Source organism: Streptomyces yerevanensis (genome assembly GCF_000716805.1).
GTDB lineage: Bacteria > Actinomycetota > Actinomycetes > Streptomycetales > Streptomycetaceae > Streptomyces > Streptomyces flaveus.
The window spans coordinates 109140-130628 of the sequence record NZ_JNWJ01000010.1 but is presented as its reverse complement, the minus strand read 5'-3'; the positions used below and the strand labels follow the sequence as shown (position 1 = coordinate 130628).

Annotated in this window: 26 protein-coding genes; 9 read left to right on the top strand and 17 right to left on the bottom strand. The window is 70.4% G+C overall.

The genetic code is table 11. The features are described from left to right. Window positions 1-31 precede the first annotated feature (31 nt). The 4 genes from OP79_RS12895 to OP79_RS12880 all read right to left on the bottom strand — a co-directional run bounded on the left by OP79_RS12895 (window position 32) and on the right by OP79_RS12880 (window position 4227). On the bottom strand, window positions 32-1120 hold the full coding sequence (locus OP79_RS12895; protein ID WP_033320255.1) for an MBL fold metallo-hydrolase: 1089 nt from the start codon (window positions 1118-1120) through the stop codon (window positions 32-34). After that, window positions 1117-2352, bottom strand: coding sequence for an aminotransferase class I/II-fold pyridoxal phosphate-dependent enzyme (locus OP79_RS12890; RefSeq protein ID WP_033320341.1), 1236 nt, complete (start codon window positions 2350-2352; stop codon window positions 1117-1119). Before OP79_RS12890 ends, OP79_RS12895 begins: the two co-directional genes overlap by 4 nt. 80 nt (window positions 2353-2432) lie before the next feature. Then, a complete protein-coding gene (locus OP79_RS58250) occupies window positions 2433-3338 on the bottom strand; it encodes a hypothetical protein (RefSeq protein WP_106972370.1) in 906 nt (301 codons plus the stop codon). A 172-nt stretch (window positions 3339-3510) separates the two neighbouring features. Continuing rightward, window positions 3511-4227, bottom strand: a complete 717-nt coding sequence (locus OP79_RS12880; RefSeq protein ID WP_033320254.1) for an ANTAR domain-containing response regulator — start codon at window positions 4225-4227, stop codon at window positions 3511-3513. A 109-nt stretch (window positions 4228-4336) separates the two neighbouring features. Here OP79_RS12880 and OP79_RS12875 point away from each other — a divergent pair, with 109 nt between their 5' ends. Beyond that, entirely contained in the window at window positions 4337-5467 is a 1131-nt protein-coding gene (locus tag OP79_RS12875) for a GAF domain-containing protein (protein WP_033320339.1), read from the top strand. Between the two features lie 133 nt (window positions 5468-5600). Here the strand turns inward: OP79_RS12875 and OP79_RS12870 are convergent, their stop codons facing one another. Continuing rightward, complete coding sequence (locus OP79_RS12870) at window positions 5601-6395, bottom strand: RNA polymerase sigma factor SigF (RefSeq protein WP_033320253.1); 795 nt, start codon at window positions 6393-6395, stop codon at window positions 5601-5603. Window positions 6396-6626: 231 nt separating this feature from the next. Here OP79_RS12870 and OP79_RS12865 point away from each other — a divergent pair, with 231 nt between their 5' ends. Further along, entirely contained in the window at window positions 6627-8420 is a 1794-nt protein-coding gene (locus OP79_RS12865) for a thiamine pyrophosphate-requiring protein (RefSeq protein WP_033320252.1), read from the top strand. 130 nt (window positions 8421-8550) lie between these two features. Here the strand turns inward: OP79_RS12865 and OP79_RS58015 are convergent, their stop codons facing one another. Further along, complete coding sequence (locus OP79_RS58015) at window positions 8551-8682, bottom strand: hypothetical protein (RefSeq protein WP_281193180.1); 132 nt, start codon at window positions 8680-8682, stop codon at window positions 8551-8553. Between the two features lie 136 nt (window positions 8683-8818). Between OP79_RS58015 and OP79_RS12860 the strand changes: the two genes are divergently transcribed. The 3 genes from OP79_RS12860 (at window position 8819) to OP79_RS12850 (ending at window position 10444) form a co-directional block, all read left to right on the top strand. After that, on the top strand, window positions 8819-9217 hold the full coding sequence (locus OP79_RS12860; RefSeq protein ID WP_033320251.1) for a DUF2795 domain-containing protein: 399 nt from the start codon (window positions 8819-8821) through the stop codon (window positions 9215-9217). 137 nt (window positions 9218-9354) lie between these two features. Beyond that, window positions 9355-9795 carry a CBS domain-containing protein gene (locus tag OP79_RS12855; RefSeq protein ID WP_033320250.1) on the top strand — a complete coding sequence of 147 codons (441 nt, stop codon included), beginning with the start codon at window positions 9355-9357 and terminating at the stop codon, window positions 9793-9795. A gap of 109 nt (window positions 9796-9904) precedes the next feature. Beyond that, entirely contained in the window at window positions 9905-10444 is a 540-nt protein-coding gene (locus OP79_RS12850) for a type 1 glutamine amidotransferase domain-containing protein (RefSeq protein WP_033320249.1), read from the top strand. A 62-nt stretch (window positions 10445-10506) separates the two neighbouring features. On the opposite strand, the gene OP79_RS12845 is transcribed toward OP79_RS12850, so the two are convergent. After that, on the bottom strand, window positions 10507-10746 hold the full coding sequence (locus OP79_RS12845) for a DUF6158 family protein (protein ID WP_033320248.1): 240 nt from the start codon (window positions 10744-10746) through the stop codon (window positions 10507-10509). 90 nt (window positions 10747-10836) lie between these two features. On the opposite strand from OP79_RS12845, the gene OP79_RS12840 reads away from it, so the two are divergent. Next, a complete protein-coding gene (locus tag OP79_RS12840) occupies window positions 10837-11979 on the top strand; it encodes a baeRF2 domain-containing protein (protein ID WP_033320247.1) in 1143 nt (380 codons plus the stop codon). 38 nt (window positions 11980-12017) lie between these two features. On the opposite strand, the gene OP79_RS12835 is transcribed toward OP79_RS12840, so the two are convergent. Continuing rightward, entirely contained in the window at window positions 12018-13637 is a 1620-nt protein-coding gene (locus OP79_RS12835; RefSeq protein ID WP_033320246.1) for an ABC-F family ATP-binding cassette domain-containing protein, read from the bottom strand. Between the two features lie 79 nt (window positions 13638-13716). Between OP79_RS12835 and OP79_RS12830 the strand changes: the two genes are divergently transcribed. The 3 genes from OP79_RS12830 (at window position 13717) to OP79_RS12820 (ending at window position 16383) form a co-directional block, all read left to right on the top strand. Further along, on the top strand, window positions 13717-15207 hold the full coding sequence (locus tag OP79_RS12830; RefSeq protein WP_033320245.1) for a bifunctional phosphatase PAP2/diacylglycerol kinase family protein: 1491 nt from the start codon (window positions 13717-13719) through the stop codon (window positions 15205-15207). Window positions 15208-15315: 108 nt separating this feature from the next. Beyond that, on the top strand, window positions 15316-16131 hold the full coding sequence (locus OP79_RS12825; protein WP_033320338.1) for a class I SAM-dependent methyltransferase: 816 nt from the start codon (window positions 15316-15318) through the stop codon (window positions 16129-16131). Between the two features lie 81 nt (window positions 16132-16212). Next, entirely contained in the window at window positions 16213-16383 is a 171-nt protein-coding gene (locus tag OP79_RS12820) for a hypothetical protein (protein ID WP_033320244.1), read from the top strand. A 31-nt stretch (window positions 16384-16414) separates the two neighbouring features. Here the strand turns inward: OP79_RS12820 and OP79_RS12815 are convergent, their stop codons facing one another. Genes OP79_RS12815 through OP79_RS12775 form a run of 9 tightly spaced genes read right to left on the bottom strand, consistent with a single transcriptional unit; the run spans window position 16415 to window position 21445 of the window. Then, complete coding sequence (locus tag OP79_RS12815) at window positions 16415-16699, bottom strand: gas vesicle protein K (protein WP_033320243.1); 285 nt, start codon at window positions 16697-16699, stop codon at window positions 16415-16417. Beyond that, on the bottom strand, window positions 16696-16884 hold the full coding sequence (locus tag OP79_RS12810) for a gas vesicle protein (RefSeq protein WP_033320242.1): 189 nt from the start codon (window positions 16882-16884) through the stop codon (window positions 16696-16698). The genes OP79_RS12815 and OP79_RS12810 overlap by 4 nt, the downstream gene beginning before the upstream one ends. After that, window positions 16881-17720 (bottom strand): GvpL/GvpF family gas vesicle protein, encoded by an 840-nt coding sequence (locus OP79_RS12805; protein ID WP_033320241.1) that lies wholly within the window; start codon window positions 17718-17720, stop codon window positions 16881-16883. Before OP79_RS12805 ends, OP79_RS12810 begins: the two co-directional genes overlap by 4 nt. Further along, a complete protein-coding gene (locus tag OP79_RS12800; RefSeq protein WP_078491763.1) occupies window positions 17717-18133 on the bottom strand; it encodes a gas vesicle protein in 417 nt (138 codons plus the stop codon). Before OP79_RS12800 ends, OP79_RS12805 begins: the two co-directional genes overlap by 4 nt. Beyond that, complete coding sequence (locus tag OP79_RS12795) at window positions 18130-19254, bottom strand: SRPBCC family protein (protein WP_033320240.1); 1125 nt, start codon at window positions 19252-19254, stop codon at window positions 18130-18132. The genes OP79_RS12800 and OP79_RS12795 overlap by 4 nt, the downstream gene beginning before the upstream one ends. Further along, complete coding sequence (locus OP79_RS12790; protein WP_106972374.1) at window positions 19251-19916, bottom strand: DNA primase; 666 nt, start codon at window positions 19914-19916, stop codon at window positions 19251-19253. Before OP79_RS12790 ends, OP79_RS12795 begins: the two co-directional genes overlap by 4 nt. Before the next feature lie 2 nt (window positions 19917-19918). After that, window positions 19919-20176, bottom strand: a complete 258-nt coding sequence (locus OP79_RS12785; RefSeq protein ID WP_033320239.1) for a gas vesicle protein GvpG — start codon at window positions 20174-20176, stop codon at window positions 19919-19921. Window positions 20177-20192: 16 nt separating this feature from the next. Further along, a complete protein-coding gene (locus OP79_RS12780; RefSeq protein ID WP_051744603.1) occupies window positions 20193-21011 on the bottom strand; it encodes a GvpL/GvpF family gas vesicle protein in 819 nt (272 codons plus the stop codon). Further along, window positions 21008-21445 carry a gas vesicle structural protein GvpA gene (locus OP79_RS12775; RefSeq protein WP_033320238.1) on the bottom strand — a complete coding sequence of 146 codons (438 nt, stop codon included), beginning with the start codon at window positions 21443-21445 and terminating at the stop codon, window positions 21008-21010. Before OP79_RS12775 ends, OP79_RS12780 begins: the two co-directional genes overlap by 4 nt. Between the last annotated feature and the right edge of the window lie 44 nt (window positions 21446-21489).

Below are 21489 nucleotides of genomic sequence, written 5' to 3'. Positions count from 1 at the left end.
GGCCTGAACGCTCCGTTCACGTGCCGTCTGTTCATGTCAGGATCCGGGATGCCCCCACCGGCAGGTCCCACAGGTCCTCGCGGGCCAGGCCTGCCCGCTCCCAGGCCGTACGCACCCGCGTCAGCGGCTCGAGCACCGGCTCCGCCGACAGTACGAACGTGGCCCAGTGCATCGGTGCCATCCGGCGGGCGCCCAGGTCCTGGGCCGCGCGGACCGCCTCCTCCGGATTGCAGTGGACGTCGCTGAGCCACCAGCGGGGCTCGTACGCACCGATCGGGAGGAGGGCCAGGTCGATGCCGGGGTAGCGGTCGCCGATGCGGGTGAACCAGTGGCCGTAGCCCGTGTCGCCCGCGAAGTAGACGCGTCGGCCGTCGGGTGCGGTCAGGATCCAGCCGCCCCACAGAGTGCGGCAGGTGTCGTGGAGACTGCGCTTGGACCAGTGGTGGGCGGGCACGAAGTCGAAGCGCACGCCGTCCAGTTCAGCCGCTTCCCACCAGTCGAGCTCGGTGACGCGGGTGAAGCGGCGGCGCCGGAACCAGTCGCCGAGCGCGGCGGGGACGAAGACGGGGGTGTCGCGCGGGAGCCTGCGCAGGGTCGGGGCGTCCAGGTGGTCGTAGTGGTTGTGGCTGATGACCACCGCGTCGATGCGCGGCAGTTCGCTCCAGGGCACGCCAACAGGCGTGACCCGGGCGGGAGTTCCGAGGATCTTGCGGGACCAGACCGGGTCGGTGAGGACCGTGAGTCCGCCGATCCGGATCACCCAGCTCGCGTGCCCGGCCCAGGAGACGGCGACAGTCCGCGTGTCCACACGCGGCAGCGGGGCCGGCTCGTACGGCAGCCGGGGGATGTCGGCGAGGCCTTCGGGTCCCGGCCGCAGCGCGCCCTCGCGGGCGAAGCGGGCAAAGCCGCTGAGGCCGGGCAGCGGGGCGGTCAGCCGGTCGGCGAAGGACCGCGGCCAGAGCCGCCGCTCGCCGAGCGGGCGGGGTGCGGCGAGCGGCGTTCCCGTTCCTCCCGCGGGCACGGAGGAGGACACCGCCTCATCGGCGTCCATCGAGGAGGTGGACGTGGAGGAGGACGTGGATGTGGTGGTGGTCGAGGTCGACTCGGACTGCTGCGTCATCGAGGGGACTCCCATCGCCGGGCGTCGTCGCGGAGATCGTCGAAGACCGATCCCAGCAAGGTCAACGCACTTTCCACATGCGGCAATTCCAGAGGTTCCAGTGACGTGAGAGACGCCGTACGCTCCTCGTCCGTTGCTCCGAGGAGCGGGCCGGTGGCCAGGCGGACTCGCAGGGCGCCGAGGTCGTCGCCGAAGCGGTGGCCGCCGGGGGCGGGCATGCCGAGGCGGGCGGTGAGGAAGTCCTCCAATTCCTGTGCGTCGCCCACGCCGTACTCGGTGAGCGCGGGGCGCAGCGGGCCCAGGTCCGCGTACAGATGGCGCCCTGTCTGCGGGGGCCGGGCGAGGGCACCCCCCGTCACCACGGCGTGGTGCGCGGCGGCGGCCACGCGCGCGTGCAGCCGTACGGACTCGGTGAGCCGCAGGCTGATCTCCTCGGGTTCGCCGAGCGCGTACGCGGCGGCTTCGGCGACCGGTGTCGCGAGGCGGGCGCCGAGCGCGGTCAGGACGTCGAGGACACGGTCGCGCAGTCGGGTGCCGGTGTCGTTGTCGGGGAAACGGGCGATGGCGGCCGGCCAGCCGGGCGGCAGGAACGGGCCGGCCAGGTCGGTCATCACCGTGACCCGGTCGGGAAGCATCTCGGCGGGGCTCAGCAGGACCGTGTCGTGCGGCTGGTGCAAGGTGTCGCGCCAGGTCTCGTCGCTGATCAGGTGCAGCCCCTCGCCTGCGGCGGCCTCTATGGTCTCGTGGACCACTTCGGGCGGGGCGACGGTGGCGGTGGGGTCGTCGGCGACGGAGAGCACCAGCAGCCGCGGGTCGCCGCCCTCGGCGCGCACCCGGCGCACGGTCTCCAGGAGGGCGTACGGATCGGGGACGCCACCGCACTCGGCGGACGTCGCCACATGGAACACGGAGGTGCCGAGCAACCGGGCCGTCGGCCGCCACCAGGCGGCGCACGGCAGCGGCACCAGGACGTCGCCGCCGAGCGCGGCGGTCAGCGCGAGGAGCAGGGCGGGAGCGCCGGGGGCCGCGGCCGTGCGGTGACGCTCGGCGGGCAGTCCGCGCCGGGCCCAGTAGGCGCAGGCCGCGTCCAGGAGGCGGGGGCCGCCGCCGGTGGGTTCGGTGTGCGCACCGACTGCGGCGGCGGCGAGGCCCGGCGGCACGGGCAACCCCTGGCCGGGTATCGGTGGGCCGTAACGGACGGGGCCGTGGCCTTCCGGATCCGTCCGCCGCATGGTCGCCTCCGCGCAGTGATCCGTGGTCTCCAGGGCCTGTGTCTCTGAGCTGTGAGTACCCACCGTCACGCGTCATCAACTCAGCGGTTCACCGAGGACTCCCTGCGCAGCAACTTGTGTACGCCGGCGCCGAGTGCGCCCGCGATGAGGAGGCCGCCGGCGGCGAGGGCGGCCGGGGAGTCGGTGAACGCGCCGCCCTCGCCCGCGCGCACCCCGTGCGGGTGGCGGGAGCCGTCTCGCGACACCGTGAACGTCGCGCTCCACTCCGCCTCCTCGGCGCCGGGCGGCGCCGGGCAGGTGCCGTCGACGCTCCACTCGGAGGTGGGGCCGGCCTTGTCGGGCCCGCCGTCCTTGAAGTGCGAGGCGGGCGCGATCCGGGCGGTGCCGCGGTAGGCGGGTCCCGCCGCCTCGTCCTCGTCCTTGCCCTTGCCTTTGACCAAGTGCAGCTTGGCGGTGCCGTGCTCGAAGGCCTGCGAGTGGGCGTCGATGCTCTTGGGCGCGGTTCCGCCGAGCGGGCCACAGGACACGGAGACGGTGACGGTGCCGCCGGGGGCGACGGTGCGCGGGCTGACCTCGGCGGCCGGGGCCGCTGCGGACGCCCCGGCCGACGTCTCGGCTGACTCCTTGGCCCACTTGTCGGCCGACTCCTCGCCCGACCCTCCGGGCGGCTCCTCGGCCCACTCGTCGACCGGCTTCTCCGCCAACTCTCCGGACGGCTCTTCGTCCGGGATCGGAGGCGGAGGCGGATCCGCCGAGTCCTCCTCCGGAACCCGGGCCGGGCCTGTGGCCGACTCATCGGCGGGAACCTTGGCCCGCTCCTGGGCCGGAGCCATGGCCCACTCATCGGCCGCAAGTGTGGCCCTCTCCCGGGCCGAGCCCACGACCCGTTCCTCGGCCGGAATCGCCGCCGACGCGGCGGTGCCCAGGACGGCGGCCGTGGTGACGGCGGTGGCGGTGGTGGACAGGGCGCGGGCAGTGCGGCGCATGGGGTGGGCTCCTTCGGGCGAAGGCTGGGGCCTTCCGCGGCGCGGGGCCGCGGAAGGAGGGGCACAGCCTTCGTGCCCCGTAGCCCATCAGAGCCCGGTCATCGCCGGGGCGCGCGCGGCCGGGCACCATTCGTGCCATGCGGGCGCCCGGGCGGGTGACGGCGCAGAGCCTTCAGCCCGCCAGGGACATCAGCTCATTTTCCAGGCCGCGTCCCCGGGTCTCGACGAGGGACGCGGCGACCTCGGACAGTTTACGGTTGGTGCCCTGCGAGATTCGGCGCAGCACCGCGAAAGCCATGTCCGCGTCACAGGCCAGTACGTGCATGACGATGCCGCAGGCCTGGTCGACCACGGGCCGGGTACGCAACGCGGCGCCCAGCTGGTCGAGTTCGGTGAGCGCGGCACGGTAGGAGCGGTCGCGTACGAGACCGTTCGCGGCGAGGTTGCCGAGGGCCCGGGCGGGACCGTGCGAGGCGTCCTCAAGGGCGTCCGCGCGGAAGCTGTACAGGCTGAGGGTCACCGTCAGCCCGGAGCGCCGGAAGGGCATCGTGACGCAGGAGCGTACGCCCGCGTCGAGTGCCACGGCCCGGTACTGCGGCCAGCGCTCCACACGCAGCAGGTCGCCCGTCTCGACGGTTTCACCGCCGTCGACGGCGACGGGGATCGGCCCCTCGCCGGAGCGGAGCTGGACCGAGACGAGGCTCGCCAGATCGGGATGGGTCACGGCGGCCGGCTGCTCCGTACCATCGTTGGAAACCGTGGTGCTCGCGCCGCAGCATTCACTGGTGCAGCGCGCGGCCTGCTCGGCGAGTTCTGACAGCCGACGGGCGGGAAGCGTGGACTCCGGGGACTCTGTGCCCAGGGGGCCGATGTGCTCGGCGTCCGGCATGTTTTTACCTCCTTCTTTACGCCTGCCCGCACGCTCTCGGGGAAAACGAAAATGAGGCATTCCACTCTCGCTGCTCCGCAGCGGCGTGGTTCGGGTTACGTTCTTGTGCATGGCGCAGACGGATGAGTTCGGTGAAGAGCTTGCGGATTTCGTGCGCCGTGTCGCGGAGTTGAAGGCGGCGCGGTCGGTACCGAGCGGCGACCTTCAGACAGTGCTCGACGCGGCACTCTTCGAACTGGACCATGTGGCTGGCCAGTTGTGGCCGTGGTACGAGCGGCTGACCTCGGGCGGCACATCCAATGGATCCTCCACCGACCGTCAGGAGCAGCAGCTGTTGCGGGCGATCTTCCAGCGCCTTCCCCTGCCCGTCGCACTGATGGACCGCGAGACGGTGGTCCGCAGACTCAACCACGCGGCGACCCAGTTCACCGGGGCACGGCCGGGCTACGCGACGGGCCGGCCGCTGACCGGTTTCCTCGCGCACCCGGACCGGGCCGCGTTCCGTTCCCAGGTCGCGGCGGTGGCGCGGGGCGAGGGCGACCGCAGTCTCACCGTTCACCTTCAGCAACGCCCCTCCGTTTCCGTACGCGCGACGCTCACCGCGCTCAGGACGAGCAGTGAGCCGCGTACCTCCGTACTCATGGTGCTCCAGCCCGCGGGGACGCGCGTGCCGTCGGCTGAGGGCTCCCCCGGCCCGCTGCCGGACCTCGCCGAGACGACGCGGCATCAGGCGCAGCTGGACCTGGTGGACGCCATGGCCACGGCGTTACTGGCCGAGCCCGCGAAGACCAGGGCCGCCGTGCTGGAGCAGGCGGCCCGAGTGCTGCACGGGCGGTTCGCGGACTGGGTGGTCGCCGACGAGGGGGCCGCACGGCTGTGCCGTATGACCGTTCTCGGACCGACGGACCGGCCAGGCGCGCAGATCGAGGACCTCCAGGCGCAGGATCCCGCCGCGTGCCCGCTCGTCGTCGAGGTGGCACGCGGCGGGTCCACGGCGCTTCAGGTCCGCCCGGAGGACCCGGACGCCTTCGGCAAGGACGCCTCGGGCGCCCCCGTCCTGATCAGCGCGAACGTCACATCTCTGCTGTGCGTCCCGCTGACCGTGGACGGCACCGTGCAGGGCGTCCTCACGTTGTTCCGCTGCGGGGCCCGGCTCGCGTTCTCGATGGCCGAGGCACAGATATTGGACATGATGTCCCGTCACATAGCCCTGGCCCTGCAGAACTTGGACCGACGTTAGGTCGGTACCGCGCCCCTAAGAAGGCCGCAGGCCTTCTTAGGGGCGCGGGGCTGTATCAATGTGCGGCTCCGCCGCGCGGGCGCGACCAGCCACAACGAACCCGCAGGTTCAATCCGCGCCCTAAGCGGAGCGCCTACGCAGCGTCCTGCATCACTTGGTCCCGCAGCTTGCCGCAGCAGCGGCTGATCAGCCGGGACACGTGCATCTGGGAGATGCCGAGCTGTTCGGCGATCCGGCTCTGCGTCATGTCGCCGAAGAACCGCATGTAGAGGATGGCCCGTTCGCGTTCGGGCAGGGCCTGGAGCCGGGGCTTGACCGCCTCGCGGTCGACGACGACGTCCAGGGACGGGTCGGAGGCGCCGAGCGCGTCGCTCAGGGAGTATCCGTCCTCGCTGCCCGGGAGTTCGGCGTCGAGCGAGAGGGCGGTGAAACTCTCCAGCGCCTCAAGTCCGACGCGTACGTCCTCCTCGCTCATCTGCGCGTGCTCGGCGATCTCCTTGACGGTGGGCTGTCGGCCGGAGATCGTCTGGGACAGGTCCTGACTGGCGAAGCGGACCCGGTTGCGCAGGTCCTGGACCCGGCGGGGCACGTGCAGGGTCCACATGTGGTCACGGAAGTGCCGCTTAATCTCACCGGTGACGGTCGGCACGGCGTAACTCTCGAAAGCGTTGCCGCGCTCGGGGTCGTACCGGTCGACGGCCTTGACAAGGCCGAGCGCCGCGACCTGGCGCAGGTCCTCGTAGCTCTCTCCACGGCTGCGGAACCGTCCCGCCAGCCGCTCGGCCATGGGCAACCAGGCCTCGACGATCTCCGCACGCAGTGTGTCGCGCTGCTGTCCCGGAGGGAGCTTGGCGAGGGTGCGGAACGCCTCCGCGGTGTCGGGGGCGTCGTCGTGCGGGTGGTGCTTGGCGCTCGCGTGAGTCTGCATGATGCGTCGCAACTCCCTTGAGTGATGCCTTGGTTTGGACAGTCACCGTGGAAGCGCGCCTAGAGCCGACAGGCACACCCGTGGCGGGTTTTCGCCGCTCCCACGGACGTGCCTCCTGTCCGAAGCACTGACATTCGCCTGCCCCTCTGGACGGGCGCCAAACACCCGAAGGTTTTCCCGGACGCGCCCGGGTGACTCGGGCGGTACAGCCGTCACCCCGGGAGGTTCCGCATGAGCACCAAGGTCGCCGACCATGTCCTGCAGCGCCTGCGCGAATGGGGCGTTGAACACGTGTTCGGTTATCCAGGCGATGGCATCAACGGTCTCCTGGCCGCCTGGGGCCGGGCCGAGGACCACCCCCGGTTCATCCAGTCGCGGCACGAGGAGATGTCCGCGTTCGAGGCGGTCGGCTACGCGAAGTTCGGGGGCCGGCTCGGGGTCTGCACGGCGACCTCGGGACCCGGCGCGATCCACCTGCTCAACGGCCTGTACGACGCCAAGCTCGACCATGTGCCGGTGCTCGCGATCGTCGGCCAGACGCACCGCACCGCGATGGGCGGCTCGTACCAGCAGGAGGTCGACCTGCACACGCTGTTCAAGGACGTCGCCTCCGACTTCATCGAGACGGTGACAGTGCCCGAGCAGCTGCCGAACGTCCTGGACCGGGCGATCCGCACCGCCTACGCGCGCCGCGCCCCCACCGCCGTGATCATCCCCGGAGACGTCCAGGACCTCGACTACTCCGCCCCCACCCACGAGTTCAAGATGGTCCCCTCCAGCCTGGACCGCAGCGCGTGGACCGCGATTCCGTCACAGGAGTCACTGGAGCGGGCGGCCGAAGTCCTCAACTCCGGTGACAAGGTGGCCATTCTGATCGGCCAGGGCGCCGCCGGGGCACAGCCCGAGGTGGAGCGGATCGCCGAGCTGCTCGGCGCGGGCGTCGCCAAGGCGCTGCTCGGCAAGGACGCGTTGAGCGACGAACTCCCGTACGTCACGGGCGCGATCGGCCTCCTCGGCACCCGCCCCTCGTACGAGCTGATGCGCGACTGCGACACCCTGCTGACGATCGGCTCCTCCTTCCCGTACACGCAGTTCATGCCGGAGTTCGGCAAGGCCCGTGGCGTGCAGATCGACATCGATCCGCACATGGTCGGGATGCGCTTTCCGTACGAGGTGAATCTCGTCGGGGACGCGAAGGCGACCCTGGAGCGGCTGATCCCGATGCTCGACGCGGACCGCGGGCGCGAGTGGTACGACACGGTGTGCGCGAACGTGACGCGCTGGCGCGAGGTGATGGAGCGCCGGGCCCAGCTGTCCGCCGATCCGATCAACCCGGAGTACGTGGCCCGGGCGCTGGATCCGCTGCTGCCCGGCAACGCGATCGTCACGTCCGACTCGGGCTCGGTGGCGAACTGGTACGCGCGGCATCTGACGCACAGGGCCGGGATGCGCTCCTCGCTGTCGGGGACCCTCGCCACGATGGGCTGCGGGGTGCCGTACGCGATCGGGGCGAAGTTCGCGCATCCGGACCGGCCCGCGATCGCGCTCGTCGGGGACGGGGCGATGCAGATGAACGGGCTGGCGGAGCTGATCACGGCGGCGAAGTACCGCGACCGATGGGAGGATCCACGGCTCGTCGTGGGCGTCTGGAACAACCATGACCTCAACCAGGTGACCTGGGAGATGCGCGCGATGGAGGGCGCCCCGTCGTTCCTGCCCTCGCAGGAGATCCCGGACGTGCAGTACGCCGCCTTCGCCCGTTCCCTCGGGCTGACCGGTATCCGCGTGGAGAAGCCGGAGGACGTCGAGTCGGGCTGGCGTGCAGGTCTGGAGGCGGACGGTCCCGCGGTGATCGAGTTCCTGACGGACCCCGCCGTACCGCCGGTTCCGCCGCACGCCACCTGGGAGCAGATGGAGGCCACCGCCGCCGCCATCCTGAAGGGCGACTTCGACCGCTCGTCCATGGTCCGGCAGGGGTTCAAGGCCAAGGTCCAGGAGTTCCTGCCGGGACGCGACCGCCACTGACGGACGGCCGCACTCCTGACGCCTGACGTCTGAAGTCCTGACGGACGACTCCACGAACAGGCCCTCGGCGTTCCCCCCGGCGCCGAGGGCCGATGCCGTCCGGCTCGGTCACTGATCACTCGGTCACCGATCAGTGGGGCAGTGCGGGCGTTTCGGGCTCGTCGGGGTGGCGGTTCGACGGTAGGAGCCACTCCTCGTAGCGGCCGAGCGCCAGGACGACGCCGAGCATCAGGACCGGCAGCATCACAGCGAATATCGCCATGGCCTTGTCCTTCCCCAGGAGATTTGCGATTGGGGGGCGCGAATCGGGTCTCCAGACCACGGGCGGACAAACGCTTCGTGTCGATGTCGGGGGCGCGGGTACACGGAGGTCCATCCCGGAGTGTCTGGAGGGAGACATGCAGCGAGGCAGCGACCGGCTCAACGTCCACAAGGACGACGAGATGAAGCATGAACTGCAGGGCCTGCTCCGGTCGGGCCATCCGACCAGGACCGAGGAGTGGCACGACCCGGAGCCGACCGCCGACGACGACCCGTGGGTCGCGGGCGGACCGGTCAGGCCGGGCGTCGGCCGGGGCTCCGAGGAGGCGGTGCGTAACGAACTGGCGCGGCTGCTGGGCCGTACGGCCTTCCCCGCCGGCCCGCGCGAACTGATCCGCCTCCTGCGGGACCGGCACGCGCCCGACGGGCTCGTCGAACCGCTGGAGCGGCTGCCGAGGAAGGCGGTTTACCACACCGCTCAGGAACTGGCCGAAGCGGTCGTATGGGCCGCGAGCGGCGAGAGGGGTGAGAGGTGACCGCCCTGAGGAACCCGCGGAACCCGAGGAATCAGCGGCGGAGGCATGGGGCACCCGCATAGGGGTACTGCGGGCGACGTCCCGCCGTCGTACCAGTGCCCCACCTCGGTACCGGGAATGCAGGAAAGGGCCACAGCATGGCTGAGTTCGTGAGAGAAGTCATGACGCCAGGCGTCGTCGCGGTCCGTCCGGACGCCTCGCTCGTCGAAGCGGCGCAACTCATGCGCGCCCACGACATCGGCGACGTCCTGGTGTCCGGGGAGCGCAGCGTCCTCGGGGTCCTGACGGACCGTGACATCGCGCTGCGCGCGGTCGCGGACGGCGTCGACCCGCTGACGGTGAGCGCCCATGCCGTGTGCACGCCCAACCCTGTGGTGATCGGCCCGGAGGACGCGGTCTCGGCCGCGGTCGAGCTGATGCGCGAGCACGCCATACGCCGCCTGCCGGTCGTCGAGGACGGCCACCCGGTCGGCATGGTCAGCCTGGGCGACCTGGCCGTCTCCGAGGACCCCGGCTCGGCTCTGGCGGAGATCAGCCGCGCCGCGCCGGAGGACTCGCCGGGCAGCATCATCCGGTGAACGCGCGGGAGGAACGGCGGCCCGTACCGGGAAGGGACGAGCCGCCGAGAAAGGACGTGTCGAGAGAACCGTCGACAGACGACGTGTCGAGAGAGGACGTGGAGAACTGATGCGTATCGCGTTTCTGATGGCGCCGGAGGGCGTCGAGCAGATCGAACTCACCGACCCCTGGCAGGCCGTGATCGACTCGGGTGACGAACCCGTCCTGGTGTCCACGAAGCCCGGTCAGATCCAGGCGTTCCACCATCTCGACAAGGCCGATGTGTTCCCCGTGCAGGAGGTCGTGTCCGAGACGTCCGCGGGTTCCTTCGACGGCCTTGTGCTGCCGGGCGGCGTGGCCAACCCGGACGCGCTGCGCATGGACGGGCAGGCCGTGTCGTTCGTACGGGACTTCTTCGAGCAGGGCCGGCCGGTCGCCGCGATCTGCCATGCCCCGTGGACGCTCGTCGAGGCGGACGTGATCCGCGGTCGCACCCTGACCTCGTGGCCGAGTCTGCGTACGGACATCCGCAACGCGGGCGGCACCTGGGTCGACGAGCAGGTCCAGGTCTGTGAGGCCGCGCCGTCGACGCTCGTCACCAGCCGCAAGCCGGACGATCTGAAGGCGTTCTGCGAGGCGTTCCTGGAGGAGTTCGCCAAGCGCCGCTGAGCTACTGACCTGTCCGACCTACCGAGTTACCGACCTGGGAAGCCGGAGGCGCGGGGCGCTGCTCACGCCCCGCCCGGCTGCCGTTCCCGTTCCCGCGCGCCTTCCCGTGTCCGGCCCGGGGCCACAGGGCGGCGCGGGTTCCGGCGCAGATATTCGCCCTCCAGCTGCGCCATCCGCTCGTTGTGGACGCGCAGCGCGTCGTTCGAGCCGTGCAGCAGCGTGTCGTGGCGTGTGCGGTGGATCGTCTCCAGCTCTTTCATCAGCTGCTGGTCGTCCAGAAGCCCCGGGTCGACTCCGTTCATGGCGGTACCCCGATCGTCGTGTTCCTTCGGAGCGTCCGGGTACCCGCCCGGCAAGCAATATCCCGACCTAGCGGCATCCGGGAGGAAGCCATGGATCTCGCCTTTCTGCGTCCACTGTACGAACACCCGGGACCCTGGGCCTCCGTGTATTTCGGCACCTCCCAGCACACGGAGAGCACCCCTCACGAACGGTCACTGACGGCACAGGCGGCATCCAGGCAGCTCGCGGACCAGGGCGCGGACGAGGCCACGTGCCAGGCCGTGCGGTCCGCGCTCGAGGAGCTGCGGCACTCCACGGAACCGCATGGCCGGGCCCTGTTCGCCACGGGCGGCGAGGTCGTCCTCGACCCCGCGCTGGCCACGCCCCCGCCGGGGGGACTGTCCGTCACCTGGTCGGCGCTCCCGCACACCGCGCCGCTGCTCGATCTGCTCGGTGAGGACCCGGTCTGTGTGGTGGCGTACGTCGACCGGCGGGGCGCCGACTTCGAGCTGCGCTCCGCGCTGGGCAGCCGGGAGGCGGGCTCGGTCACCGGGCGGCAGTGGCCCCTGCACCGTACGAGCACGGTCGACTGGTCGGAGCGGCACTTCCAGCTCAGGGTGGAGAACACCTGGGAGCACAACGCCGCGGAGATCGCCGACGCGCTCGCCGTGTGCCAGGAGGAGACCCGGGCCGACCTGCTGATTCTCGTCGGCAATGACCGCGAGCGGCGGGCCGTGCGCGAGCGACTGCCGCAGCGGCTGCAGGACCGCACCATGGAGGCGCCGCACGGTGCCGAGAGCAGGCTGCTCGACGAGGACGTGGAGCGGATCCGCGCGGAGCATGTGCGGCGCAGGGCGGCCGAGGACCTGGAACGGTTCATGGCTGCCCGGGCGCCGGACGCGGACGGGAACGTCGGCGCCGTCGAGGGCGTACCTGCGGTGATCGAGGCGGCCCGGGAGCACCGGATCGACGAGTTGCTGATCATCCCGGAGGGGCCCGACACGCACCGTGAGGTGTGGGTCGGTGAGGCTCCCGACCAGCTGGCGGTGCGGCGCACGGACACGAAGACGCTGGGTGAGCCGCGCCCGTGGTCGGCACGGGCGGACGACGCACTGCTGCGGTCCGTGATCGCGTCGGGCGCTCCGGCGCTGTCGCTGTCGCCCGCCGTGCCCGAGGCCGGGCCGCAGACGGCTCCGGTGGGGGGCCTGGGCGCGCTGCTCCGTTGGACCGAACCCCCGCAGACAAGGTCGTAGCCCCAGGAGATACGGCCCAGCAGGTACGCCCCGGTCGGCTACCGGGCGCGCTCCACCCGCCGCTCGTCCCACACCGGCTCCGTCGTCTCGCGCACCTTCCCGTCGCTGCCGAACACCAGGTAGCGGTCGAAGGAGCGGGCGAACCAGCGGTCGTGGGTGACGGCAAGGACCGTGCCCTGGTACGCCTCAAGACCTTCCTGCAGGGCCTCGGCCGACTCCAGGTCGAGGTTGTCGGTGGGCTCGTCGAGGAGCAGGGCCGTGGACCCCTCCAGCTCCAGCAGGAGGATCTGGAAGCGGGCCTGCTGACCGCCGGAGAGCCGGTCGAAGCGCTGCTCGGCCTGGGCGGTCAGCTCGTAGCGCCGCAGCCTGGACATCGCGGCGCCCCGGTCCTGCGCGTGCTCGGTCCACAGGATGTCGAGCAGCTTGCGCCCCTCCAGTTCGGGGTGGGCATGCGTCTGCGCGAAGTGGCCGGGGACGACGCGCGCGCCGAGCTTCCACGCCCCCGTGTGCGCCACCTCGCCGCCCGCGAGCAGCCGCAGGAAGTGCGACTTGCCGGAGCCGTTGGAGCCGAGCACGGCGACCCGCTCGCCGTAGAAGACCTCCAGGTCGAAGGGCTGCATCAGGCCGGTGAGTTCAAGCCCCTCGCAGGTGATGGCCCTGACGCCGGTACGTCCGCCGTGCAGGCGCATCGTGATGTCCTGCTCGCGGGGCGGCTCCTGTGGCGGGCCGGCCTCCTCGAACTTGCGCAGTCGGGTCTGCGCGGCCTGATAACGGGAGGCCAGCCCGTCGTTGTACGCGGCCTTGTTCTTAAGCGTGTTGACGAGCTGCTTCAGCTGGGCGTGCTTCTCGTCCCAGCGCCGCCGCAACTCCTCGAAGCGCGCGAAGCGTTCACGCCGCGCCTCGTGGTACGTCGCGAAACCGCCACCGTGCACCCACGCGTCGGCACCCGCGGGGCCGGGCTCCACGCTCACGATCTTCTCGGCGGCGCGGGCCAGCAGTTCCCGGTCGTGGGACACGAACAGGACGGTCTTGCGCGTCTCCTTCAGCCGCTCCTCCAGCCAGCGCTTTCCGGGCACGTCGAGGTAGTTGTCCGGCTCGTCGAGCAGCAGCACCTCGTCGCCGCCACGCAGCAGCGCCTCCAGTACGAGCCGCTTCTGCTCACCGCCGGAGAGCGTGCGCACCTCGCGGAACTGCGCCTTGTCGTACGGCACGCCGAGCGCGGCCATCGTGCAGATGTCCCACAGTGTCTCGGCCTCGTAGCCCTGGACCTCCGCCCAGTCGGCGAGCGCCTGCGCGTACTGGAGCTGGGCGGCCTCGTCGTCGACGGTCATGATGGCGTGCTCGGCGGCGTCGACGGCCTTCGCCACCTCGCGGATCCGGGGCGGCGCGACGGAGACGAGCAGTTCGCGCACGGTGGTCTCGTCGCGTACGGAGCCCACGAACTGGCGCATCACCCCGAGCCCGCCGCTGACCGTGACGGTGCCGCCGTGCGGCTTCAGCTCCCCCGAGATCAGCCGCAACAGGGTTGTCTTCCCCGCGCCGTTGGGCCCGACCAGTGCGACCACGGCCCCTTCGCCCACCCGGAAGGACACACCGCCGAGGAGCGCCCTCCCGTCGGGCAGGTAGTACTCGAGGTGTGCCGCTTCCAGATGTCCCATGATTGGGCATTGTCCGGGTGGCGGGAGCGGGCGGCAAACGGTTATGCGCGGTCCGGCGTCTGCGGGGTATCCGCAACCTATGACCGCAGATGTAGACCTCACCGTCCCGGAACCCGGCCACGGCCTGCGCGACCGGCTGCTGGCTCTGGACTGCCGTCTCTTCGACTCCGTGGCGGCCCGGCACTGGCCCGGCGCCGACCGCGTTCTGCCCAGGCTCAGCCGCAGCGCCAACCACGGCGTGCTGTGGTTCGCCACCGCTGCCGCCCTCGCCGCGACCCGCTCGCCCAAGGCGCGTCGCGCCGCCGCCCGGGGTGTCGCCTCGCTGGCCGTGGCCTCGGCGACCATCAACACGCTCGGCAAGCGCTCGGTGCGCCGGCCGCGTCCGCTGCTGCACGCGGTACCGCTGATCCGTCAGCTGGAGCGGCAGCCCATCACCACCTCGTTCCCCTCGGGGCACTCGGCGTCGGCGGCGGCCTTCGCCACAGGCGTCGCCCTGGAGTCCCGGACCCTCGGTGCGGCCGTCGCCCCGGTCGCCGCCGCGGTGGCCCTCTCCCGGGTCTACACGGGCGTCCACTTCCCGAGCGACGTCCTCGCGGGCGCGGCGCTGGGCGCGGGCGCCGCCTACGCCGTACGCGGCATTGTGCCGACCCGCGACCAGCTGCCACCGCCGGGCCGCCCACGTGTGGACGCGCCCACGCTTCCCGAGGGCGAGGGCCTGGTACTAGTCGTCAACAAGGGGGCGGGCACCCCGGAGCGCGTACGTCAGCTCCACGATGCGCTGCCGCAGGCCGAGGTCGTCGAGTGCGAAGCGGCCGAGCTGCGGGCCGAGTTGGAGAAGGCGGCGGCGCGGGCCGTGGTCCTGGGCGTGTGCGGCGGCGACGGCACGGTGAACGCGGCGGCCGAGGTGGCCGTGCGCCACAGCCTGCCGCTCGCGGTGCTGCCCGGCGGAACGCTCAACCACTTCGCACACGACCTGGGCGTGGAGGACGTACGCGATCTGTGCCAGGCCCTCGAGCACGGCGACGCCGTACGCGTGGACGTGGGCTACTTCAAGGCCGGCGACGTCGACGGCTGCTTCCTCAACACCTGCAGCCTGGGCGTCTATCCCGAACTGGTGCGGGAACGGGACCACTGGTCGCCACGGATCGGCGGCTGGCCCGCCGGGGTGCTGGCGGCGCTTCGTGTGCTGCGGGCCGACCGGCATCCGCTGCGGACCGAGATCGGCGGCAGGGAAAGGCCGCTGTGGCTGCTGTTCGCCGGCAACGGCATGTACCACCGCATGGGCCCGATCCCCGGCCGCCGCTACGACCTCGCGGACGGCCGGCTGGACGTACGGGTCGTGCACGGAGGCCGCAAACCCGCCGTCCGGCTGCTCGCCGCGGCTGTCGCGGGACCGCTGACCCGATCCCCCGTCCATGCGGCGGTACGGGTCAGCGGACTCCGGGTGGACGGCGTCGCACCCGGCACACTTCTGGCGTACGACGGTGAAGTGACCGAGGTAGAGGGCAAGTTGACGCTGGAGAAGCTGCCGGAGGCGCTGACGGTGTACCGGCCGCTCGGCCACCGCTGACCACCCGGTCGACCCTTCCCTTATCGTCCGTATCGCAAGACGCGGGTCTCATTATTCGACATGACGGCGTACGGTGACCCCACGGGTACCACCACGGAAGGGGACGCCATGTCGAAGGAGACCGCCGTCTACACCCACGGACACCACGAGTCCGTGCTGCGCTCGCACACCTGGCGCACGGCCGCCAACTCGGCGGCGTACCTCCTTGGTTCACTGAAACCCCATATGACGATCCTGGACATCGGCTGCGGCCCCGGCACCATCACCGCCGACCTGGCGCAACTGGTGCCGGACGGCCGGGTCACCGGCGTCGACCAGGCGCCGGGCATCCTGGACCAGGCCCAGGCCACGGCCGCCGAACGAGGCGTGACGAACGTCGAGTTCGCGGTCGCGGACGTCCACGCGCTGGACTACCCGGACGACTCCTTCGACGTCGTCCACGCGCATCAGGTGCTGCAACACGTGGGAGATCCAGTGCGGGCGTTGCGCGAGATGTACCGGGTCACCAGGCCCGGCGGCATCGTCGCCGCGCGCGACGGGGACTACTCGGGGATGGTCTGGTATCCGCGGACGCCCGGCATGGACGACTGGCTGGACCTGTATCTGCGGGTGGCTCGCGCCAACGGCGGTGAGCCGGATGCCGGGCGGCGTCTCAAGTCCTGGGCGCTGCAGGCCGGTTTCACCGACATCGCCTCCTCCTCCAGCAACTGGTGCTTCGCCACCGCCGAGGAGCGCGCCTGGTGGAGCGGCCTGTGGGCGGACCGCACTCTCGCCTCGGCGTACGCGGAGCGTGCCACGGAAGGCGGCCATGCGACGGAGGATCAACTGCGGGCGGTGTCTGAGGCGTGGCGGGAATGGGGGCAGCAGGAGGACGCGTGGTTCTCCTGCCTGCACGGAGAAATCCTCTGCCGAAAGCCGGTCTGAAAAGCCATCATGAAAATCCGGTCCGAGCCGGTCTGATTCCTCCAGTTCGGGAAACCCGGACAGCAGGAGGAGGTTTCAGACATGGTTCCCATCCTGCTGGTACTGCTGCTGGCGCTGATTCTCTTCGGTGCCGGATTCGCGGTGAAAGTGCTCTGGTGGATCGCCCTGATTGTTCTCGTTGTGTGGCTGCTCGGTTTCCTGATGCGCAGCACCACCACGACAGGCACCAGGTCCCGTTGGTATCGCTGGTAGGCCCACTTCCCCTGCGGTAGTGCGCTGTCCGCTATTCCTTCGGGAGCAGTGGTCCGAGCGGCCCGAGGTCCAGATTGAGGTCCTCGGGCCGCAGTCCGTAGCGATCGCGGAGTTCGGCCATCCGGTCCTCGAGGAGCATCAGCGTCAGTCCGATCCGCTCCTCCTGGTCCTCCGTCAGCTCACCGGTGTCGAAGCGCCGGATCGCCTGCCGCTCCATCAGCTGCCGCAGCAGCTCGACGACGGTCAGCACGAGCTTGACCAGATCCCGTTCCACGGTGTCCGGATCGAGGTCGAGACGGTTCCTCCGGTCGGTCACAGCGACTCCTGCCAGGGCGAGGGGACCTGTGCGTTCACCGAGCTGATGAGCGCGTTCAGGTCGATACGTACGAGATCGACGTCCGCGATCCGCAGGGTCAGGTCACCGGTGATGACGACCCCGCCCGCGAGCAGCCGGTCGAGCAGGTCGACGAGGGCGATCTCCCGGCGTTCGACGACGGTCATGCGCCCTCCTGTCCCGCCGGGCCGCTGAAGGAGTACGCGGCCCAGGGGCCGGTGAGTTCCACCCGGAGGCCCGGCTCATCGCCTTTCGTACGGTCCACCAGTTCCACGAATTCCTCGGATTCCGCACGCGGTACGAGATAGGCGGCGTTGAGCACATTGCGCCCGGAGGCGCGGGAAAGCGCCGGGTTCTGCGGTGCGTGGATGCGGGTGTCCTCCGCGAACCGGGAAAGGGCGCCGTGCAGCCTGCGCGCGAATTCCTCGGCCTGCTCCCATTTGTCCTCGTGAGCTCTGCGCTGCTGCCGCCGCTGCCGCAGATAGTCGCGCCCCGAGCCGACTTTCACGCTTTTCGCGCCGGTGTCCTCGGAAATTTCTGTGGGTCCAGAGGCCTCAGAAGACCTCGGGGAATTCGAGACCTCCGAGGCTTCCGAGGACTCCGAGAATTCCGCGTAGACCTTCACGCCCCATTCCACCCGCCCCTCGATCCGGTTGAGCGTCCGGCGGAAGGTCTCCTCCTGCGTCTCCATCATCGTGCGTACGCCGCTGTCGTCCCGGAAGACGGTGGCGAGCCGCAGCGGCAGGGGCGAGGTGACCACGGTGAGCGCGTCGATCACGCTCTGGTGGGCCCGCGCGGTAGCGCTGAGCCAGTCCAGGTCCTCCAGGTGGGCCTTCAGCGGCTCCTCGGAGAAATCCTCCTCCGGTACGGCACTGACGATGGCGACCAGTCCGTGATGGGTCAGCTGCTTGGGCGGCACTCCCGCGACGCCCGTCAGCTGGGAAGGAAGGGTGGTGGAACCAAGAGGGCGGCAGATGGCATACACATAACGCAGACCGCTCATGGGGCCTCCTCCTCCGTCTGCTCCGTACGCTTGCGCCCGCGCTCGACTTCCCCGCGCTCGACTTCCCCGCGCTCGACTTCCCCGCGCCCGGCTTCCCCGCGTCCGACTTCCCCGCGCTCCAGCGCGGCGACCTGCGCACGCAACTCCGCATTCTCCCGGGCCAGTTCGTCCCGGCGCGCCCGCGTGGACAGCGCCGGGTCGTCCTCCCACCAGTCGATCCCCATTTCCTTCGCCTTGTCGACGGAGGCCACAATGAGCCGCAACTTGATCGTGAGCAGTTCGATGTCGAGCAGATTGATCCGGATGTCGCCCGCGATCACGATGCCCTTGTCGAGCACACGCTCAAGGATGTCGGCGAGATTGGCGCTGGTGTCACGCCCGTACGGTTCGGGGAGTCGGCCGGGAGTGGTCATCGGCGGCTCCCGCCCTGGACGGTCTCGTACTCGTCCTCCTCCTCGTACTCGCCCTCAGGCTCCTCTTCTTCCTCCTCGCCCTCGGGCACCTCTTCGTCCTCGTACTCGCCCTCAGGCTCCTCTTCCCCTTCTTCTTCCTCTTCGGCGTACGGGCCCTCGTCCTCGGACGCGCCCTCGGCTTCCTCGGGCTCCTCGCCTTCCTCTTCCTCGGCGAGCGCGTCCTCGTGGCTGCGGACCACCTTGCCGTCGCGAATCTCCCCGCGCCAGCTGTCCTCTGCCTCACCCTTGATGGTGATGAAGCGGGCGAAGTTCTTGAGGTCGAGGCGCGCCCTTCGGCCCTGGGCGCGCCAGATGTTGCCGGTCTTCTCGAAGAGCCCCTGGGGGTAGTACTCGATGACCAGCAGGATGCGAGTGAGGTTTTCGGCGAGGTAATGGAAGGAGACGACGCCCTTCGTCGTACCCTTGCTGCCCTCCGACGTCCAGGAGATCCGGTCGTCCGCCACCTGTTCCGTGGTGTTGGCCTTCCAACTGCGGTTGGACCAGAAAACCTTGAGCTGCCAGTCGGAGGTGGTGTCGTCGACGCGGTTCGCGCCCTTGACGCCCTTTGCGAAGGTGCTGAAGTCCTGGTACTGGGTCCACTGGTCGTACGCCGTGCGCAGTGGCACGCCGACGTCGATGAACTCCATGATGACCGTGGGCTTCTTGCCGGCGCGGCCCTTGCGTTTGCCCTTGCCGCCGGCCATGCCCTTGAAGGCGCCGAGCACTTTGTCCTTGGCCCGGCCCGCGCCGAGCTCCAGGGCGGACCTCAACGGCCCCTTGCCCTCGGCGAGTTTGCGGCCGCCGTCGAGAGCGAGTTTGGCGAAGCCGGGGCTGTTGCCCGCGGCGATGTCGTTGAGCTTGCCGGTTGTCTCGCCGAGTTTGCGGCCGAAGCCGATCAGCATGTGCTGGGCCTGGGCCGCGAGGTATTCCTGGAGCTCCGCCTTGAGCCGGTCGGCGGCTTCGCTCTGCGCCACGCCTCCCAGAGCGCCGAGGCCGCCGCCCTTCGTCTCCTTCGTCTGTTCCGTCGCCGTCCCGAGGCCGTTCTTGGCCCGGCCCGTCGCCGTCCCGAGGGTGTCCGTCATCGTCCCTGCCTCCCCTCGGCAGCTCGGCCGCGTGCGGCCGTCTTCTTCGCGGGAGCCTTCTTGGCGGACTTCGCCGCCGTCTTCTTGCCCGCTGTCTTCTTGGCGGGGGCCTTCCTCGCAGGCCCCTTCGAGGCCGACTTCTTGCCCGGTGCCTTCTTCGCCGCCTTCTTGGCAGCGCCCTGCTGCGGCTCCTCGGCCTCGGCCTCCTCGTGCTCCTCCGCCTCCGGCTCTTCGGACTCGCCCTCAGCCTCAGCCTCATCCGGTTCTTCGGATGCCTCTTCTTCGGATTCCTCGCGTTCGTCCTCGGGCTCCTCTTCGTCCCGGAGACCCGGCACGTCCGGTGTCACATCCGCGAGCTGCCCGCGGACCTGCTCGGTCCGGCCGTGCAGCCGGTCCGCCAGTGCGTCGATCCGCCGCTCGACCAGCGCACCGGACGCTGCCTTGCCGACTCCACTCAGGTCCTCGCGCAGCTGGTCGCCGATCTCCTTGAACTGCGGGTTGTTCTGCAGCTGCTGATTCACCAGATCCGCGAGCGCCCGCGGGCTCAGATGCATCCGCTTGCCGGCCACCAGGGAGCCGACGGCGAACGCCATCTTCATCTTCTTCGTACGTCCGAGGACGTATCCGGCCCCTACCGCAAGGCCCAGTCCCACTCGGTTCATGGTCACGTCCACTCGTCTGTTCCCGCGTTGCCTCGCATGCTGATCTCCAGCCGGTCGAGAAGCTCGTCCTCGAGTCGGTCGAACTCCTCCTCATCGATCTCGCCCGACTCGAGCCGCTCCTCGAGCTGGGCGAGTTCGGTCCGGATGGTGGCCGGGTCGTAGTAGATCCGCTCCGCCTCATTCAGCACCTGTCTGATGACCCAGGCGCTGCCGCGCACCGGAGCGAACGGCAGCAGCAGCACCTCACCGATCAGTCCCATGGGTTCACTCCCGGGTTCATTCCTGGACCGGCTCCTGCATCCGGTCCTGGATGCGATCCACCTCGGCGTCCGTTCCGGCGTCCGAACCGATCGTGTTGTCCGCCGGCTCGGAGGGGCCCGGGTCGACGAAGCTGTACGGCGGCAGCGGTCCGTTGACCCGCACATCGAGGTGCGGATGGCTCTTGCGGACCTGCTCGACGGCGGTGAGGAACATCTCCGCCGACTCCCGGGCCACCAGGAACGACAGGTTGGCCAGCCATCCACTCGACTCGGGACCCGCGCTCATGGCGTCGGCGGCCGGCTCGAGTGCGTGCTGGAGTTCGGCGGCGTCCTCCGCCTCGCGGGACTTCACCGCGGCCACCACCATCTCGCCGAGCTTCAGCTTCTGCTGGTAACTGCCGCCGCCTGCCTGCCGGTTGGCCTCGGTGAGCGCGCGGACCTCCGGGTTCTCGGCCATCACGCGGTGCAGTACGGCCTCTTCCTCGTGGCTGGCCTTGACGTTGTACTCGACCTTGCCGGCCAACGCGTCGAGACGTTCCTTGTAGTGATCCGCGCGTTCGGCCAGCACCCCGGCGACGGTGGCGTCGTCGGTCGCGATGCTGCCGAACCGCATGGGCAGCACCGGACCGGCCGCGCCCACCTCTGCCAGTACGTTCTGGTGGGCGAGCAGGTCCTTGCGCTTGGGCCGCAGCCCTTCCGGGGCGTCGCTGACGACCGCGGCGAGACCGCTCTCCTGGATGACGCGCACGGGGCGCGCCGGGTCGCCGACGCCGTCCATGCCTTCGGGAAGCGAAGGATGCGAGCCGGCGGTGATGCCGTAGACGTACGTGCTCACTCCTGCTCCTCCTTCTTGCGTGTCGCCGTGGCCTTGCGGGCACGCGGCCTGGACTCGGCCTGGCGTTCGCCCTGGCCCTCCTCACGGGCCTGCTTGAAGGCGTCGGAGATCGTCTCGGCGGCGCCGGACAGCGCTCCCTTGGACTTGCCGCGCGCACCGGATTCGGTGATCTCGCCGACCATGTCGGGCAGCCCTGGGCTCTTGTGCGGGCCTGCCTCCAGGTCGAGCCGGTTGCACGCCTCCGCGAAGCGCAGATAGGTGTCGACGCTGGCGACGACGACACGGACGTCGATCTTCAGGATCTCGATACCGACGAGGGACACCCGGACGAAGGCGTCGATGACGAGCCCCCGGTCCAGGACGAGCTCCAGCACGTCATAGAGACCGCTGGTGCCGCCTCCGCCGCCGGTCTGCTGGGCTGGGACGACGGTCATACCGACCGCTCCTCCTTGTAGGTTGCGGGTGTGTGCGCGGGTGG

Excerpts from the sequence above, each read along its gene's own strand:
- OP79_RS12895 (WP_033320255.1), bottom strand. The coding sequence starts at position 1,120 with ATGACGCAGCAGTCCGAGTCGACCTCGACCACCACCACATCCACGTCC.
- OP79_RS12890 (WP_033320341.1), bottom strand. The coding sequence starts at position 2,352 with ATGCGGCGGACGGATCCGGAAGGCCACGGCCCCGTCCGTTACGGCCCA.
- OP79_RS58250 (WP_106972370.1), bottom strand. The coding sequence starts at position 3,338 with ATGCGCCGCACTGCCCGCGCCCTGTCCACCACCGCCACCGCCGTCACC.
- OP79_RS12880 (WP_033320254.1), bottom strand. The coding sequence starts at position 4,227 with ATGCCGGACGCCGAGCACATCGGCCCCCTGGGCACAGAGTCCCCGGAG.
- OP79_RS12875 (WP_033320339.1), top strand. The coding sequence starts at position 4,337 with ATGGCGCAGACGGATGAGTTCGGTGAAGAGCTTGCGGATTTCGTGCGC.
- OP79_RS12870 (WP_033320253.1), bottom strand. The coding sequence starts at position 6,395 with ATGCAGACTCACGCGAGCGCCAAGCACCACCCGCACGACGACGCCCCC.
- OP79_RS12865 (WP_033320252.1), top strand. The coding sequence starts at position 6,627 with ATGAGCACCAAGGTCGCCGACCATGTCCTGCAGCGCCTGCGCGAATGG.
- OP79_RS58015 (WP_281193180.1), bottom strand. The coding sequence starts at position 8,682 with ATGGCGATATTCGCTGTGATGCTGCCGGTCCTGATGCTCGGCGTCGTC.
- OP79_RS12860 (WP_033320251.1), top strand. The coding sequence starts at position 8,819 with ATGCAGCGAGGCAGCGACCGGCTCAACGTCCACAAGGACGACGAGATG.
- OP79_RS12855 (WP_033320250.1), top strand. The coding sequence starts at position 9,355 with ATGGCTGAGTTCGTGAGAGAAGTCATGACGCCAGGCGTCGTCGCGGTC.
- OP79_RS12850 (WP_033320249.1), top strand. The coding sequence starts at position 9,905 with ATGCGTATCGCGTTTCTGATGGCGCCGGAGGGCGTCGAGCAGATCGAA.
- OP79_RS12845 (WP_033320248.1), bottom strand. The coding sequence starts at position 10,746 with ATGAACGGAGTCGACCCGGGGCTTCTGGACGACCAGCAGCTGATGAAA.
- OP79_RS12840 (WP_033320247.1), top strand. The coding sequence starts at position 10,837 with ATGGATCTCGCCTTTCTGCGTCCACTGTACGAACACCCGGGACCCTGG.
- OP79_RS12835 (WP_033320246.1), bottom strand. The coding sequence starts at position 13,637 with ATGGGACATCTGGAAGCGGCACACCTCGAGTACTACCTGCCCGACGGG.
- OP79_RS12830 (WP_033320245.1), top strand. The coding sequence starts at position 13,717 with ATGACCGCAGATGTAGACCTCACCGTCCCGGAACCCGGCCACGGCCTG.
- OP79_RS12825 (WP_033320338.1), top strand. The coding sequence starts at position 15,316 with ATGTCGAAGGAGACCGCCGTCTACACCCACGGACACCACGAGTCCGTG.
- OP79_RS12820 (WP_033320244.1), top strand. The coding sequence starts at position 16,213 with ATGGTTCCCATCCTGCTGGTACTGCTGCTGGCGCTGATTCTCTTCGGT.
- OP79_RS12810 (WP_033320242.1), bottom strand. The coding sequence starts at position 16,884 with ATGACCGTCGTCGAACGCCGGGAGATCGCCCTCGTCGACCTGCTCGAC.
- OP79_RS12805 (WP_033320241.1), bottom strand. The coding sequence starts at position 17,720 with ATGAGCGGTCTGCGTTATGTGTATGCCATCTGCCGCCCTCTTGGTTCC.
- OP79_RS12800 (WP_078491763.1), bottom strand. The coding sequence starts at position 18,133 with ATGACCACTCCCGGCCGACTCCCCGAACCGTACGGGCGTGACACCAGC.
- OP79_RS12795 (WP_033320240.1), bottom strand. The coding sequence starts at position 19,254 with ATGACGGACACCCTCGGGACGGCGACGGGCCGGGCCAAGAACGGCCTC.
- OP79_RS12790 (WP_106972374.1), bottom strand. The coding sequence starts at position 19,916 with ATGAACCGAGTGGGACTGGGCCTTGCGGTAGGGGCCGGATACGTCCTC.
- OP79_RS12785 (WP_033320239.1), bottom strand. The coding sequence starts at position 20,176 with ATGGGACTGATCGGTGAGGTGCTGCTGCTGCCGTTCGCTCCGGTGCGC.
- OP79_RS12775 (WP_033320238.1), bottom strand. The coding sequence starts at position 21,445 with ATGACCGTCGTCCCAGCCCAGCAGACCGGCGGCGGAGGCGGCACCAGC.